Origin of the sequence: Streptomyces humi (assembly GCF_001005085.2) — a bacterium.
In the GTDB taxonomy this organism is placed as follows: domain Bacteria; phylum Actinomycetota; class Actinomycetes; order Streptomycetales; family Streptomycetaceae; genus Streptomyces; species Streptomyces humi.
The window spans coordinates 147,342-161,750 of record NZ_LBMU02000088.1 but is presented as its reverse complement, the minus strand read 5'-3'; the positions used below and the strand labels follow the sequence as shown (position 1 = coordinate 161,750).

General features: G+C 69.9%; 15 protein-coding genes and 2 pseudogenes. 6 read left to right on the top strand and 11 right to left on the bottom strand.

What is annotated here, in order from left to right; genetic code table 11:
- Nucleotides 1-6: 6 nt before the first annotated feature.
- Nucleotides 7-2,463 (bottom strand): transglycosylase domain-containing protein, encoded by a 2,457-nt coding sequence (locus tag AAW13_RS34885; RefSeq protein ID WP_240528816.1) that lies wholly within the window; start codon nt 2,461-2,463, stop codon nt 7-9.
- A gap of 224 nt (nt 2,464-2,687) precedes the next feature.
- On the opposite strand from AAW13_RS34885, the gene AAW13_RS34880 reads away from it, so the two are divergent.
- Nucleotides 2,688-3,152: a hypothetical protein gene (locus tag AAW13_RS34880; RefSeq protein ID WP_046731468.1), complete on the top strand. Its 465-nt coding sequence runs from the start codon at nt 2,688-2,690 to the stop codon at nt 3,150-3,152.
- A gap of 180 nt (nt 3,153-3,332) precedes the next feature.
- Here AAW13_RS34880 and AAW13_RS34875 read toward each other — a convergent pair whose 3' ends face one another.
- Nucleotides 3,333-5,519, bottom strand: a complete 2,187-nt coding sequence (locus AAW13_RS34875) for an alpha-galactosidase (RefSeq protein WP_046731381.1) — start codon at nt 5,517-5,519, stop codon at nt 3,333-3,335.
- Between the two features lie 239 nt (nt 5,520-5,758).
- On the opposite strand from AAW13_RS34875, the gene AAW13_RS46135 reads away from it, so the two are divergent.
- From AAW13_RS46135 to AAW13_RS46460, 3 genes and pseudogenes are all read left to right on the top strand, one after another.
- Nucleotides 5,759-5,995 carry a hypothetical protein gene (locus tag AAW13_RS46135; protein ID WP_046731380.1) on the top strand — a complete coding sequence of 79 codons (237 nt, stop codon included), beginning with the start codon at nt 5,759-5,761 and terminating at the stop codon, nt 5,993-5,995.
- Between the two features lie 17 nt (nt 5,996-6,012).
- A complete protein-coding gene (locus AAW13_RS34865) occupies nt 6,013-6,795 on the top strand; it encodes a phosphotransferase enzyme family protein (RefSeq protein ID WP_046731379.1) in 783 nt (260 codons plus the stop codon).
- A gap of 57 nt (nt 6,796-6,852) precedes the next feature.
- Nucleotides 6,853-7,047 (top strand): annotated as a pseudogene (locus AAW13_RS46460) (NF041680 family putative transposase); the annotation flags it as partial.
- 105 nt (nt 7,048-7,152) lie between these two features.
- Here AAW13_RS46460 and AAW13_RS46455 read toward each other — a convergent pair.
- From AAW13_RS46455 to AAW13_RS34850, 3 genes and pseudogenes are all read right to left on the bottom strand, one after another.
- Nucleotides 7,153-7,428: a hypothetical protein gene (locus tag AAW13_RS46455; protein WP_052768639.1), complete on the bottom strand. Its 276-nt coding sequence runs from the start codon at nt 7,426-7,428 to the stop codon at nt 7,153-7,155.
- Nucleotides 7,429-7,503: 75 nt separating this feature from the next.
- Nucleotides 7,504-8,331: pseudogene (locus AAW13_RS34855) on the bottom strand (hypothetical protein); the annotation flags it as partial.
- Between the two features lie 189 nt (nt 8,332-8,520).
- Nucleotides 8,521-9,444 (bottom strand): alpha/beta hydrolase, encoded by a 924-nt coding sequence (locus AAW13_RS34850; RefSeq protein WP_046731378.1) that lies wholly within the window; start codon nt 9,442-9,444, stop codon nt 8,521-8,523.
- Nucleotides 9,445-9,511: 67 nt separating this feature from the next.
- On the opposite strand from AAW13_RS34850, the gene AAW13_RS34845 reads away from it, so the two are divergent.
- Nucleotides 9,512-9,988: a MarR family winged helix-turn-helix transcriptional regulator gene (locus AAW13_RS34845; protein ID WP_046731377.1), complete on the top strand. Its 477-nt coding sequence runs from the start codon at nt 9,512-9,514 to the stop codon at nt 9,986-9,988.
- A 40-nt stretch (nt 9,989-10,028) separates the two neighbouring features.
- On the opposite strand, the gene AAW13_RS34840 is transcribed toward AAW13_RS34845, so the two are convergent.
- Nucleotides 10,029-10,766, bottom strand: a complete 738-nt coding sequence (locus AAW13_RS34840) for a hypothetical protein (RefSeq protein ID WP_143145065.1) — start codon at nt 10,764-10,766, stop codon at nt 10,029-10,031.
- A gap of 106 nt (nt 10,767-10,872) precedes the next feature.
- On the opposite strand from AAW13_RS34840, the gene AAW13_RS34835 reads away from it, so the two are divergent.
- Nucleotides 10,873-11,658, top strand: coding sequence for a hypothetical protein (locus AAW13_RS34835; RefSeq protein WP_046731375.1), 786 nt, complete (start codon nt 10,873-10,875; stop codon nt 11,656-11,658).
- Nucleotides 11,659-11,771: 113 nt separating this feature from the next.
- On the opposite strand, the gene AAW13_RS34830 is transcribed toward AAW13_RS34835, so the two are convergent.
- The 5 genes from AAW13_RS34830 to AAW13_RS34815 all read right to left on the bottom strand — a co-directional run bounded on the left by AAW13_RS34830 (nt 11,772) and on the right by AAW13_RS34815 (nt 14,294).
- Nucleotides 11,772-12,512, bottom strand: coding sequence for a class I SAM-dependent methyltransferase (locus tag AAW13_RS34830; RefSeq protein ID WP_046731374.1), 741 nt, complete (start codon nt 12,510-12,512; stop codon nt 11,772-11,774).
- A 107-nt stretch (nt 12,513-12,619) separates the two neighbouring features.
- Nucleotides 12,620-12,802: an MmyB family transcriptional regulator gene (locus AAW13_RS47875; protein WP_167391765.1), complete on the bottom strand. Its 183-nt coding sequence runs from the start codon at nt 12,800-12,802 to the stop codon at nt 12,620-12,622.
- A gap of 85 nt (nt 12,803-12,887) precedes the next feature.
- Nucleotides 12,888-13,433 (bottom strand): Rossmann-fold NAD(P)-binding domain-containing protein, encoded by a 546-nt coding sequence (locus AAW13_RS34825; protein WP_240528815.1) that lies wholly within the window; start codon nt 13,431-13,433, stop codon nt 12,888-12,890.
- Nucleotides 13,434-13,504: 71 nt separating this feature from the next.
- Nucleotides 13,505-13,783 (bottom strand): GlsB/YeaQ/YmgE family stress response membrane protein, encoded by a 279-nt coding sequence (locus AAW13_RS34820; RefSeq protein ID WP_046731373.1) that lies wholly within the window; start codon nt 13,781-13,783, stop codon nt 13,505-13,507.
- Between the two features lie 175 nt (nt 13,784-13,958).
- Entirely contained in the window at nt 13,959-14,294 is a 336-nt protein-coding gene (locus AAW13_RS34815; RefSeq protein ID WP_046731372.1) for a hypothetical protein, read from the bottom strand.
- Between the last annotated feature and the right edge of the window lie 115 nt (nt 14,295-14,409).

Below are 14,409 nucleotides of genomic sequence, written 5' to 3'. Positions count from 1 at the left end.
GACACCTCAGGGCCGCCCGCGGACACCTGTCGGCGCCGGCGTACTGCTCGTCGGCGTGGGTGCCGGCGAGGTGTCGCCGCCGGTCGTGCCACCCAGGAGGCCGCCGCCGGTACCGGCCGTGGTTCCGGCGGTGCCGGTCGGACTCGGGCTGACGCAGTGCCTCCCGTGCCCGCGGCACGGTGCGGTGGTGGGCGTCGGGGTGGCCGGCGCGGTCGGGGTGGCCGGGGGCGTGCTCCGGGCCTCGGTGGCGGAGGGGGTGGGCGAGGGCGCGCCGTACTCGTCCATGGACCGGCCGAGCGCGGGTGCGGGCGGGAACTGCTCGACGGGCTGCCCCTGGAGGGCGGCGGTCATGTAGCCGGTCCACACCTCGGTGGGCATGTCGGCGCCGAAGACCTTGGCGTAGCCGCCGACGCCCTGCATGGACCGGAGGCCGGCGTTCTTCGGGTCCTCCTTGAACATGCTCACGGCGGTGGTCAGTTGCGGGGTGTAGCCGATGAACCAGGCGGACTTGTAGTCGTCGGTCGTACCCGTCTTGCCGGCCACCGGACGGCCCAGGGCCTGGGCGTTGGTACCGGTGCCGTTCTTGACGACGTCCCGAAGGACGTCGGTGACGGTGTCGGCGGTCGAGGCGGGCATGGCCGTGGTGCCCTTGGGCTTGTCGAAGCCGGTCAGCGGCCGGCCGTCGGCGACGACCTTGGTCACCGAGTACGGCTCGTGCTGGACCCCGCCGTCGTCGAAGGTCGCGTACACGTCGGCCATCCGGATCGCCGACGGGGTGGAGGTCCCGATGTAGAAGCCCGGGGTGTCGTACTGGAGGCTCGTGCGCAGGAGCCCCGCCTTCAGGGCCTCGCCCTCCACGTTGCCGTAGCCGACGTACTCGCCGAGCTGGACGTACGGGGTGTTGACCGACTGCTCCATCGCCTTGCGCAGGGTGATGTAACCCCACTTCGTGGTCACGTCGTTGCGCTGGTGGAGGAGTCCTGTGGGGTCGTTCGCGTCCGGGAGCTCCTGGCCCTGCTGGTTCCTGATGGTGATGCCGTCGTCGCCGTCGAACTTCGAGGCCGGGGTGACCGGTGAGGCCGGCTGACCGGGGGCCAGGACGGCGCCGTGGTCGAGAGCGGCGGCCAGGTCGACGGGTTTGAAGGTGGAGCCGACCGGCACGCCGGTCGCGTCCGCGTTGTCCGTCCAGTGCCCCTTGTTCCAGCCGGGCCCGCCGTACAGCGCGACGACCGCGCCGGTGGACGGATCGATCGACGCCGCGCCGACCTGGACGTCCTTGTCGGCCGTGCGGTGCCGTGGATCGAGATGCTTCCGCTCCATCGCCGTGACGGACGCCGACAGGGCGCCGACCTTCTTCTTGTCGAAGGTGGTGTAGATCTGGTAGCCGCCGTGGCCCAGCTGCTGGTCCGTGAGGGACGTGTGGGCCTCGACGTACTTCTCCGCGGCCTGCACCAGGTATCCGGTCTGCCCGGCCATGCCCGCCGACGGCGCGTACGGCTTCGGCGTGGGGAACCCCGCCGCCAGGTACCGCTGTTCCTGGGCGCCGGTGATCTTGTGGATCTTGGCCATCCGGTCCAGCACGTACGTCCAGCGCGCCTTGGCCTGGGCCTTGGCCTGCGGGTCGGTGTCGGCGTGCATCAGCAGGCTCGGCTCGTTGACCGTGGCCGCGATGAAGGCACCCTGGCTGACGTTCAGCTGGAAGGCGTGCACGTGGTAGTAGGTACGGGCCGCGGCCTCTATGCCGTAGGCGTCCCGGCCGTAGTAGCAGGTGTTGAGGTAGCCCTGGAGTATCTGCTGCTTGGACAGCTGGTCACCGATCTTCAGAGAGATCATGATCTCCCTGAGCTTGCGGGTGACCGACTGGTCCTGGCTGAGGTAGGTGTTCTTCACGAACTGCTGGGTGATGGTGGACCCCGACTGCACCTCACCGCCCGTGGCCATGTGGTAGACGGCGCGGAGCATGCCCTGCGTGTCGACGCCCGGATCGGAGTAGAAGGTGGCGTTCTCCGCGGCGAGGAAGTCCCACTGCACCAGCTTCGGCACCTGGGCGAGGTCGACGTTCTGCCGGTTGGTCGCCCCCTGGGTGGTCATCACCGAGCCGTCCGACCAGTAGTAGGTGTTGCTCTGCGCCTGGGTGCTGGGGTTCGCACTCGGAATGGTCGTCGTGGCGTAGGCGTAGCCGAACAGGCCCAGCAGGCCGGCGACGAACAGCAGGAAGGTGCCCGACACCAGCTTCCACGAGGGCAGCCACCGGCGGAGGCCGCGTCGGCCCGTCCGCGGGTAGTCGACCAGGCGGCGCCGCCCGGAACGTCCGGCGTCCGTTCGTCGCGTACGCTCCGCGCGGCGGGCGCGCCCGTTCCGGGACTGCGCGGCCCTGCGCGCCGCGGCCCGGCCGCCGTGGTGCATGCCGTCGGAGCCGGACGGCATGGTCCGCCCCGACGATCGGCGCCGGTGTTCGCTCATTCTCGCCACTCCTCAGTCAGCACCCCACCCCCAACATCTCCTACATCTTGTAAGACTAAGGTGCGCCCCCACTACGCATGCGGCCGCCCCCTGGTCAGAGCCGGCAGCGGCCCACTCTCGGAAGCCGCGGCTCCGGTCTCGGCGCCTGCTCCGGGCCCTCGGCCCGTACCCAAGCGGTCAAGGCCGGGTCGGGCGGCAGGAGGCGTCCGTTTAGAGTGATCAGCATGGACATGCGGAGAATCGTCGCGGTGCTGGTCGAGGAAGCCGAGCAGCAGATCCAGGGCGATGTATGGAGACTGACGCTGAGCGAGCGCGCACTCGCCCGCGAGGTCGAGGCCGGCCTGCGCGACGCCGTGGGCCCTCCGGACGTCCAGGAGGTTCAGCCTCGCATCCAGCGGCTCGAACACCTGCGGGAAACGCTCGCCGTTCTCGCCATCGCCCTCGCGCGCACGCACGGTCGCCTGGCCTGGTTCCTCTCCGGCGCTCTCAACGCGCTCGAACCAGTCCTGCGCTGGCGCGCCCTGCCGGCTGAAGGTGGCGCCACCTTCGGCACCGTCCTCCCGAGTCCTGAGGAGTACACGGAGGCGGAGGACGCCGTCCGCCGACTACAGGACGTTCTTGCGCAGATCGGTACGGAGGTCGTCGACCTCGGCAGCATTCGCCCGGAACAGCAGGCAGACGACGCCTGAGTGCGAGGTGACCGGCAGCGGCCGGGTGCCGTTGCCGGGCCGGGCCGTACGACGGTGGGCTACGGGGGGTCAAGCGGGGTTCAGCCACTTCACCCCCCGTCTCTCGCTGCCATAGGGCGGTCACCCGGCGCACTCACCACGGCCAGAGCCGACGGGAGTGGTGAGGTCGTCGCCCGCGGGTCAGGCGGGCGTGGTCCTCGTGAGTTCGAGCAGCAGGGCCTGCCCGGGGTTGAGGTTCGGCAGGGGCAGACCTGCGACGGTGAGGACGGAGCCGGGCAGGGGCAGCCGGTCGTCGAGGGCCGCGGCCAGCCAGGCGGGCCCTGTCACCTGGTGGAAGGAGGGCAGGCCCAGTTCGGTGCGCACCCGTACCCGGTAGGTGGCCTCGGGAGCGAGACCGGGCAGACGGACTCGCCCGTACTGGCCCTCGGGGGACGTGGCGAGCTGCGCCCAGCAGTACACGGCGGCCGAGCCGTCGTACGCCACGACTCCGTGCAGGAGCGTCGACTCGTTGGCGAGGTCGGCCCGTACGGTGCGGCCGCCGTGCAACAGCGGGCGCAGTTCGCGGTGGAGCGCGGTCCAGGCGGTGAGACGGGCGAGGTCCTCCGGCGAGCACGCGGTGAGGTCCTGTTCGATGCCGGCATGCCCGAACAGCGCCGTGCTCAGCCGCAGCGGATCGGAGCCGACCCGCTCGGTGGTGTGGCTGGTGCGCGGGCCCACATGAGTGCCGACCAGCTCGGGCGGCAGCAACTGCCCGGTCCAGCGCTGAATGGTCTGGCGTTCCACCGGATCGTTGCAGTCCGAGGCCCAGACCCGGTCGGTCCGCTCCAGGATGCCCAGGTCCACCCGTCCCCCGCCGGCGGCGCAGCTCTCGATCTCCAGCGCGGGGTGACGTTCCCTGAGGGCGTCCATCAGCCGGTAGAGGGCCACCACCTGGGCGTGCGCCACGGGACGGTCGGCGGTGCCGTGCACACTCTCGTGGAGTTCCCGGTTGTGGTCCCACTTGAGGTAGGCGATGGCGTACTTCTCCACCAGGGCGTCCAGCGAATCCAGCAGGTACTGCCAGGCCTCGGGGTTCGACAGGTCCAGTACGTGCTGATGGCGTGCGGACGGACCGACTCCGCGGGCCGGGCCGAGAACCCAGCCGGGGTGCTCGCGGGCCAGGTCGGAGTCCAGGTTCACCATCTCCGGTTCGACCCACAGCCCGAACTCCATGCCGAGCGACCGCACATGGTCCACCAGCGGGGTCAGCCCCTCAGGCCACACCACGGGGTCGACGGTCCAGTCGCCGAGTCCGGCGTTGTCCGAACGACGGCCCCGGAACCAGCCGTCGTCCAGCACGAACCGCTCGACGCCCACCTCGGCGGCCTTGTCGGCCAGCCGGAGCAGCCGGTCCAGATCGTGGTCGAAGTACACCGCCTCCCAGCTGTTGAGAATCACCGGGCGGGGACCGCGCGGATGCCCGGGGCGGGCCCGGAGCAGGGTGTGGAAGCGGTCGGCGAGACCGTCAAGGCCCTGGTCGGACCAGGCGAAGTGGCAGACCGGAGTGGTGTACGACTCCCCGGGCAGGAGCCGGATCTCCCCCGCCCGCAGGAACTCGCCGCCGCCGAGCACCGCGGCGTGGGCGCCCGCGCCTTCCGGCAACTGCTCGGCCAGATAGCGTTGGTCTCCGCTCCAGGCCACGTGCACGGCCCAGATCTCTCCCGCCCGGAAGCCGAATCCGGGCACACCGACCGCCATCAGGTACGGCGAGTCCAGGCCGGGCTTGCCGCGGCGCACCTCCCGGCTGTGGGTGCCGAAGCCCAGCGGCAGCCGTTGGGGGGAGCGCTCCCGGCTCCACTTGCCGGTGAAGTCGAGGATCTCCGCGGCCCGCCGGGGCAGCGGCAGCAAGGTCGTCACCTGTGCCAGGTCGTAGGGCACCGGGTCGGCGTCCGGGCGGCGGGTGAGCGTGGAGCGCACCCCCAGTACCCCCGAGGGCTCCAGCCGGTAGGACACGGTGACATCGAGTCCGGCTCCGGGATCGGAGAGGTGCAGGGACAGTTCCCCGCCCTCTTCCCGCGGCTGGTAGGAGGTGCCGGCCAGGGTCAGCCGGGGCGCGGTGAAGGCGCCCGCCAGGTGCCCCTCGTGGGCCGGGGTGCCGGACCAGCCGTCGGCCTCGGTGGGCCAGACGGTGAACCGGCGTGGGATGTCGACCGAGTTGTTGAGCACGGCGGGTTCACCGGTCAGGGCCAGTGCGTCCAGCGCGTCCTGTGACAGATCGCCCAGGTCGACCCCCCAGTGCAGGACTCTGGGCACCGGCTCGGTGAGTTCCACGACGAGAGCGGTGCCGGCCGCGCGCAGGATGTGGATCGGCGCCGTGGTGTCCGGCATGCTGTGGAGTCCTTTCCGATCGTCCGGCTGCCGGGCGGACCCGTCGGGACGGGTCCGCCCGGCAGCCGGACAGGGGTGGTGGGGCAGGGTCACTTCTTGGCGAGCAGTTGCTTGCTCTGATTCTGCATGTCGGTGGAGCCGAGTCGTTCTTCCGGCCCGCGAAGTAGGCCTGGAACAACGGCCGCAACGCGTACTGGAGGACGGCGCCGTTGCCGTGGACCGGGGACGGATAGAGGTTCTTGTTCCTCATCAGGTCGGTGAAGACGGACAGGTCCACGCCCGTCGTGGCCGGCGCCGTGGCCGACGCGCTCATGGAGGCCGGGATGGACGGGAAGAAGGTACCGGTCAGGGAGGCCTCGGACTGGCGGGCCTCGCTGCCCACGCAGGAGACCCACTTCCAGGTCTGCTCGGGGTTCTTGGTGCCGGCCCAGATGTCTTACAGCCCCGTCTTAAATGGGGTGATCATGATGAGCTGATCCGACACACTGGTTCGATGCGGCACGATGATGAAGAGCCTCTGTCCGGCGGCAACGTCAGCGACGGTGTCGTTCGCGTCGGGGACACCGTTCGCCGTCCGGCCGGACCTTGGACTCCCGCTGTGCATGCCCTGCTTGCCCATCTGCACGAGGTGGGATTCGGCGCGGCGCCTCGCCCACTCGGCATGGACGATCAGGGGCGTGAGGTCCTGACCTTCATACCGGGAGATGTGGTCTGGCCCGACCGGTTCTCGCTGATGGAACCCGCTCGACGACTGGCTCGCGTGGCGCGGCTGATCCGGGACTTCCACGACGCCGTGCAGGACTTCACGCCGCCGTCCGATGCGCGGTGGCAGACGCTGATCCCCGCTGAGGGCGGTGACATCATCGCCCACAACGACCTGGCCCCCTGGAACCTCGTGGTCGCGGACGAGGCCCGGTGGGCCTTCATCGACTGGGACGGCGCGGGTCCCGGCTCGCGCGTGTGGGATGTCGCCTATGCCATGCACGGGTTCATCCCGCTGTCCGCGCATCCGGAGTGGCAGAGCCCGGACGCGGCGGACCGCCTGCGAGTCTTCGCCGACGCCTACGGTCTTGCTGAGTCCGAGCGTCGTCGGTTGGTCCCTGTGCTGGGGCGCCGTACGCGTTCCATGCACGACTTCCTGCGCGACCAGGCAGCCCAAGGAACCCAGCCCTGGGCAAAGCTGTGGGCTGAAGGCCACGGCGACGCCTGGCGAAACGACGCCGAATACATCGAGCAACGCGAAGACCAGTGGATGCGGGCCCTGCTCGCCGGCTGATGCATCAAGGCCCGTGGAGGCGTTCGCGCAAGCGTCACGCTTCCGGGAGGACTTGTTCGATACCGAACCGCCCGCGCAATGGCCTGGGACCGCATCCAGCCGAGGCTGACCACCCGCTGCGCCTGGATCGACCACACCGGTGAACTCCCCGTCATCGAGGGCCCGCTGATCCGCCTCCAGGTCGACAGCCTGCCCGGCGGAGGCGCCCCGCTCCCGCTCTGGCTCCGGTCGTCCGCCACCGGCCTGAACAGCGGAGAGCCGGCGAGCGCCGGACCTGGCTGATCATCGCCGCGCCAAGACCGCCAGGCGCCCCGAAAGCGTCACCGAAGGCGATCAGCTCAGTGGCGGAACACGACGTCAGAAGGGAACTGCCAGCCCAGCCTCGCGCAAGCGAAGCAGCGCCATGCCCATGCACTCGGCGACCGAGGCCCCGTCGGCCCTCATCCCACCGTCCAGCGGCCCACCAGAAGCGGCGAATGTCCACGCCGGCTGACCGTCCCGCATGCGCTCCGCGTCGACCCGGATCATGGCACCGACCCCCTGCTCGCCGAGCCACTCCAGGATGGACAGAGCCACGTCCTCGACGCCACTGTCCAGGTCCACCTTGGGCCGCCGCCCCGTCCCCTTGGCCATGGCCACCACCCTACTCAGCCCCTGACCGGGTCGCGTCACGCACTCTCAAGGCGACTCGGACCATGGAGAACAAGCTCAGGGCGCGATACCCACCATGGGCAGGCGGCTGCACCTCTTCTCCTGCTGAGCCGTCAGGGCGGGCCAGCTCAGGCCGCCGGGACGCGCGTTCACGCGTGTCGCGTACGGCTGGGGAACGTAGGACGGCCGGTACAGGCATCCGGTGCCGTAGCGGGCGTCGAAGGCGGGGCAGGAGGCCGCGATCGAGGCTGGAGTGGGCTTCTTGCCGCTGCGCACCCATGTGTCGAGAGCCGAGATGGAGTCGGCGTACTCGGACGTGCTCAGCCCGCTGTGCTCGTGCTCGTCGGTGAAGGTCTGTACGAGGTACCTGTCGCGCCCGGCACCCCGCAGAGTGGCGCGGTAGGCGGCCTCGTGTTCCACGAACGCCGTGGGGTCGTCGATCGCATGGAGCGTGAGGACCGGGATCGGGACCTTACCGGTGAGGTCGCTGTCGTAGGAGAGGTCCCGTACCGCGTGCGGGTCCGCCGAGAAGCGCTCGACGCCGGCGTTGAGAGCCGCGTCGTCATGGGAGCCGGAGTAGACGACTCCCATGTTGGAGAACGGGTTCCGGTCACCGAGCCGGTTGTGCACGATGTCCCGGAAGGTGAACGTGGCGAACCTCAGGTGCGATTCCAGTGTGCGTTCAGGAACCTTGCTGACGGCGAGAATGTCGTCGAGGTTGCGCTGCTGCACCGCGGTGCGCTCCTGGGGCGGCGAGGAGAATCCGGTGCACTCCTCCAGCCGCGCGCGCAGACCGGCCGTGGTCATCGTCGAGCCCGCGCGCAGACCTTTCCACAATGGGTACTGCACTTCGTCCGGCCGCGGGTGGTTTTTACAGTAGTAGCGACCAGGCGGTGTTGTCGGCGTCGATCAGGCGTATTTCACGTCCGTCACGGGTCGTGAACGCACCCCCGGGTCGTGAACGGCTCTCGGAGCGAGGTGAGGTGCCGGCCGCCAGGAACAGGAGCGGCGAGCCAGGGCTCGGGGTTCGGGGTTCGGAGTTCGGACCGTGGTTCGTGGAGACCGCTGCGGGCTTCAGCCTGCCGACGTGCGTGCCGTACCGCTGGTGCGGATGTGCTGACCGAGAAAGAGAGCGGCGCGGTCCAGTGCCTCGTCGGCTTCGTCCAGGACGCCGGCGAACGCCTGGAAGACATGGGGAACGTCAGCGGTGACGTCCAGGATGACGTCCACTCCGGCTTCCCTCGCGCGAGTGGCCATGCGCGTGGAGTCGTCCAGGAGTATTTCGTTGGTGCCCGCCTGCAAAAGCATCGGGGGGAGGCCTGTCGGGTCGGCGAGGGTGGCGGGGCTGAGCATGGGCTGATGCGGATCCTGTCCCGCGAGGTACATGGTCCCGGTGTGTTCCAGGCCCTCACGCGTGAAGAACGGGTCGATGCCCGCCTTGGTGTCCATGCTCTCGCCTGTCCGGGTCATGTCGAGTCCAGGGGAGAACGCCACGATCGCGGCGGGCATGGGCAGGCCCGCGTCGCGGGCGGCGAGGCAGGTGGTGACGGTGAGGCCGCCACCGGCGGAGTCCCCGGCGAACGCGATCGCCGAAGGGTCTTCGCCGCTGTCGAGAAGTGCGCGGTAGGCGTTCAGTCCGTCCTCGATCGCGGCCGGGAACGGATACTCAGGGGCCAGCCGGTAATCCAGGGAGAACGCCCTGAACCCCGTTTTGGTCACCAGGTTCCCCGTCAGTGACATCGCCGTCTCCGGTGAACCGACCACGTAGGAGCCACCGTGAAAGTAGAGGATCGTCCCTGCCTTCGGAGTGCCGACCGGCTCGACGAGCACCGCGGGCCGATCGCCGAGCGTGACAGTCCGGGTGCGGATCCCAGCCGGGACGATCATCTCCCCCATCATCGCCCTGAACCCGGCGCGGAGCTCCTCCACCGACCGAGGGCCCTCCGGCTGAGGCCGTCGGACCATCGCGTCGATCTCCGCGCGCTGCTGCCTGCTCATGGTCGCCTCCATCGCGAGTGCATGCCAAGGAACTATATGCCTAGGAATCTAGGTTAGAATATATGCCATGGCATCTAAGTCAAGCCGTGGCCCGATCGACCTCCCGGGCTTCTTCGCCGATCTCGTCCGCTGCGAGACACGCCTCTACAACGCGCTGAACGACCGCCTTCGCGAGCGGCACGGGATCGTCACCTCGCAGTTCGAGTTCCTGCGCTTCCTGCGTGACCGCCCCGGGTCCCGGGTCGCGGACCTCGCCACCGAATTCGCCATCGGGATCGGCGCGACCAGCAAGGGCATCGACCGCCTGGAGAAGCAGGCATGGGTCGCACGGAGAACCAATCCATCGGATCGCCGCTCGTCACTGCTGGACCTGACCGCCGGAGGCCTGCAACTCGTCGAGGCGGCGGAGGCGACCTTCACCAGAACACTGGCCGAGCTGACCGCAGACGTCCTGGGTGGTCCCTCAGGAGCTGCCGCCGCACAGGTCTTCTCGGAGTTGCGCTCCGTACTCGAACGCGACCAGATCGGCCTGCCCACAGGCTGACCGGCACGCTCTTCCAGTGCGGCTGCCCGTAGCCGTGCGATCAGCGTTCGTCACGAGCGGGAATCCCGCGGATTGATGACGACTCGATGCGCGCCCTGAACCGGCCCGCCGGCGGGACGCGTTGTCCGCGCACGAGCAGGCTTGCGGGCCGCCACAGGGCGTAGGCCAGGCCGAGGCCGAGTGGGATCTGGAGGGACCGCTGGATCACTGGAGGCCCGGGCTTGCTCCCGCGGCTGAGCGGGGCACGGCCCTGTGGATCGACGGCCACCGTGTAGGTGCCGCCCACCACCCACTTCCAGCCCATGAGCCCGTTCTCCTCGAACGGAGCCAGCGGCGGGCCGTCGAGGACGGTGACCGTGTAGCGGGGGACGCCCGGATCCATGCCGTCGCCGGCGGACCACTGAATCTGCCGGACCCTGACGTGCTCGGTGCGCCCGTGCTGGTGCAGTGCCTGCTGATCCAGCTCCAGGGTCTGGAGGATCAGCACCCCGAGGAGGCACGCCGCACACAGCAACCACCGCAGGTCCAAGTACCAGCACGTGCACAGGAACACGCAGCCGAGGACGATCGCCGGCGCGCACAGCAAGACGATCCATTGGGCGTGCGTGACAAGGGCCGTGTGCCCGATCAGACGCACGATCGCCCACAGCGCCGACGTTGCGCCGGTGCTCGCGGCGCCCACCAGCACCCGTCGGCCGACGCCTGACAGCCCTTTGCGTAGTCGCTTCGCAGTCAACCCGCCCCCGCTTTCGGTGAGACCGCCGCCTTGGTGGTGCACTCGTGCCAATGTATGGATTGTTCAACGATCCCTCAATAGGATGATTCAACGTGCGGTCGCCGGCTGCGCGGACGCGGAGCGCCGACCAACCGGAGGACAGCGGGAGATGAGCGGGCATCAGGACGAACAGGTCGACGACAACGGGCGGATCCTGTTCAGCGACGACCCCTCGCTGGGGCTCGAGTACGTGCTGATGTGCCTGGAGACCGCGGACGGCACCGTCGCCCTCGATCACGCACAGACACGCCACATGCCCACTGCCCTCTTCGAGTTCAGACGCGCCCTGAGCGTGGGCGAATTCGGGATGAAGTGGGCGTGGCGGGCGGCGGCCTCGCTCGACGAGCTCGAGGAACCGCAGGTCGAGAGCGCCATCCTGTTCGGCATGAGGCGCCTACCGCCCGAGTTCTCCGAGCTGCGCCTGCCCGACCCACCAGGATCTGACGATCACGGGGAGCGGCCCACCGTATTCGAGGAGCTGCGCATGCCCGAACCACCGCGACGCGACCCCGACGAGGTCTACTTCGGCATGCGAGGCAGGCCGCCCGGCTACGTCGACCTGCGCTCGATCCCCGGGTGGGAGCTGCACGAGATACCCGATGAGGAGCCGAGACTGGCGCAGCGCTTCGGATACACCTACTCCCGGCTGGAACTGCGGACGCCCGACGGGGAGATCTACTCCAGGACCTGGGTCGCGCACGACCCCGAGTGGGCGGCCGCCGCCCTGCGGCACGGCTACGTCGCGTGCCTGTGCGGCGTGGAACTGGGGATCCGCGCACCGTACGCGATGACCGACGCGCAGCACACCCCGCGCATGCGCCGCGCATCCTTCCGCTACGGATGCGCGGTGGGTCTGACCGTCGGCGGACTCGTCGCCTACGTCGGCCACCACTGACGCACGGCACCGAGCGGGCACACCTCGCGTACGAACCGGGCCGGGACGCCCGGCGTCCGCGCCACCCGCTGGTGAATCGTCGGGGGCGACAGCTCTTCGGGAGCCGGTGGAGCCTACGGTTTGTGGGTCACCCAGAGGAGTTCCGCCGGCCAGCGGTGTGCCCAGTCGGGTGGGTCGGTCTCGTTGTAGCCGTTGGGTGTTCCGCGTTCGGGCCGAGGCTCGATGAGGTCGTCGATGACGAGACCGGCGCCGCGCAGGACCCTGACCCAGTCGCCGTAGGTGAGCTGATAGCTGGTCGCGCCGTCGTCCTCGGCGATGGTGTCCAGCCCGAAGTAGTCCTGCCGCAGCGTCGTGGTCACGCGGCCGGCGGCCTCGTCGTAGCAGGCTTCGAACCATGGGCTGGCGACGTTGAACACCAGGCGCCCGCCCCGGCACAGGACGCGTGCGGCCTGCGGGACGGCCAGGTGCGGGGGCGCCCAGCTGAGCCCGCCGAAGTCGCAGAACACCAGGTCGAAACTGTCCGCGGCGAAGGGGAGTCGTTCGGCGGCGCCCTGCACCAGCGGGTAGCGGGCCGCTCCCATCGCACGTTCCGCTGCGGCGAGTTGGGCTTCGGACAGGTCGAGCCCGACCACGGTGGCGCCCTCGGCGGCGAGCGCCCTGGACCACTGGCCGGCGCCGCAGCCGAGTTCGAGGACGCGCTTGCCGGTGACGTCACCCAGGGCGCGCAGGTGCGCGTCCGGGACGGAGTACATGCCCCACAGCCGGGGTGCGGCTCCGATCTGCGGATCGTGCTCGTGCTGGTAGGCGCTGCTGATCTGATTCCAGAACCGCCGGTTGGCGGGGATGCTGTCCACCTGCCGACCTCAGCACTGCCTGGCGGAGGTGGTCAACTCGATTGAGGTGTAAGCAGGCTGGTCTCCATCCGAACGCAACCGTCGAGATGTCGTCCCCCTGCCCGGGTTCAGAGGCTGGTGAGCAGTCGCAGGCGCTCGGCGCCGGGTGAGCCCTGCTCGGCGTGGTGGACGACGAGGAGTTGCTGCGCCTCTGGTCTGAGGAGCTTTTCGTAGTGGAGGTCCAGTTGCCCGACCGAGGGGTGGTGGAACCGGGTGCAGCCGGTGGCGCGGCGGCGTACTCCGGCGGGCAGGCACGGCCTCCTGGGGGCTGAGCTGTTCCCGCCGGGCCCGCAGGAAGTCGCCGAGGGTGTCCGCCATGTCGCTCATCCTCCGACCTCAGCCGGCGAGCAGGCCGAGCCGCACCAGACCGCGTGCACTCGCGACCACGCTCTCCTCGTTCGGGCGTGGTGCCCAGTCCAACTGCTCGCGGGCCTTGGCGTTGCCGGCCCGGCGGGCCACGCCCGACTGCGGCAACGTCTCGCGCAGCCGCGGGCTGACCGTGGACAGCAGCCGCAGCAGCCAGGCGGGAGCCGACCGGGCGGGAACCCTCACGGCCGCTGCGCCCAGCTGGGAGCGCAGGGCGAGCGCGATCTGCCCGAAGGAGATCGGTTCGCCCGCCGGCGCCAGGTACCGCCGCCCGGCGGCGGTCGGCGAGGTCATCGCCTTGACGTGCAGGTCGGCGACGTCCCGGACGTCGACCGTATTGGTCCAGATCGGCGGCGCGGCGCGCATGGCACCGGTGAGCATCGCGTGGATGATGCGGATCGAACCGGCGTAGTCGGAACCGAGTACCGGACCGAAGATCCCGACCGGGTTGATCGTGGTGAGTTGCTGCCGGAGCGCTGCCAGGCCGATGAACCGCGCGGTGGAGTGGTCGTACACGCTGACGGCTCCCGTCCCGTGAGTTCAGGGAGGGAGCCGTTCAGGTCGCGTCGGGGTATGCCTTCGCCGCGTTACGCGTGGCGGTGCGAGTGCCGGTTACCGGTGACGAGGCGGTAGAGGACCAGCAGGATGAGGGAGCCGACGATGGCGGCGATCCACGTGGACAGGTCGAAGAACCCGTCGATGGAGTCCACACCGAAGATCACCTTGCCGAGCCAGCCGCCGAGCAGACCGCCGACGATGCCGATGAGCATGGTGACGATGATGCCGCCCGGGTCCTTGCCCGGCATCAAGGCCTTGGCGATGGCGCCGGCGAGCAGGCCGATGATGATCCACGCGATGATGCCCATGATGCGTCTCGCTTCCTCGAATAAGGGCTGTGTCAGCTCATCGTGTGCACCGATTCCGCCCGAACAAACGTCTCGTCCGGGTCACGGCCGTGCCGGTTCAGGCCGTGGCCCACGGCGCCCAGGGTCTCCCTGAGTCGTTCGGCAGCCCGACCGGGTCCGTGGGACGGACGCCGGCTCACTCGGGGTGCGCCACCGCCTCGCGCTGGAGTTGCACCGCCGCGAGCAGGCTCAGCGTGGGCTCCGCCTGACGCAGCGCCTTCACCGCGGCGACCGAGCCGACGTCCCCGGTGAAGCCGGCGGCGGCCAGCCGGGAGCGGACCCAGCGGGCGCGCAGCCGGGCCTCCGTGGCGGCGGCGGTGGACTCCACGAGTGCGGCGGCGCGTTCCAGGCCCGGGCGTTCCTCCGGCGAGGCCTCCGCGAGCGCCTCGCGCAGGGCCGCCGCGACCTCGTCCGCGTCCCGGATGGTCAGCACGAAGGTGTTCTTCCTGCCCAGTCCCACGATTCCTGTCATGGAGATCAGCCTGACGGCCGTGACCGGTGCTCGCCAAGCGAGTTGAGGAGCCTCAGAGGTACCGTCCGGGCCACCACCCGCCGAGCCACCGCGATGGCGGACCCGCAGGTCCGGC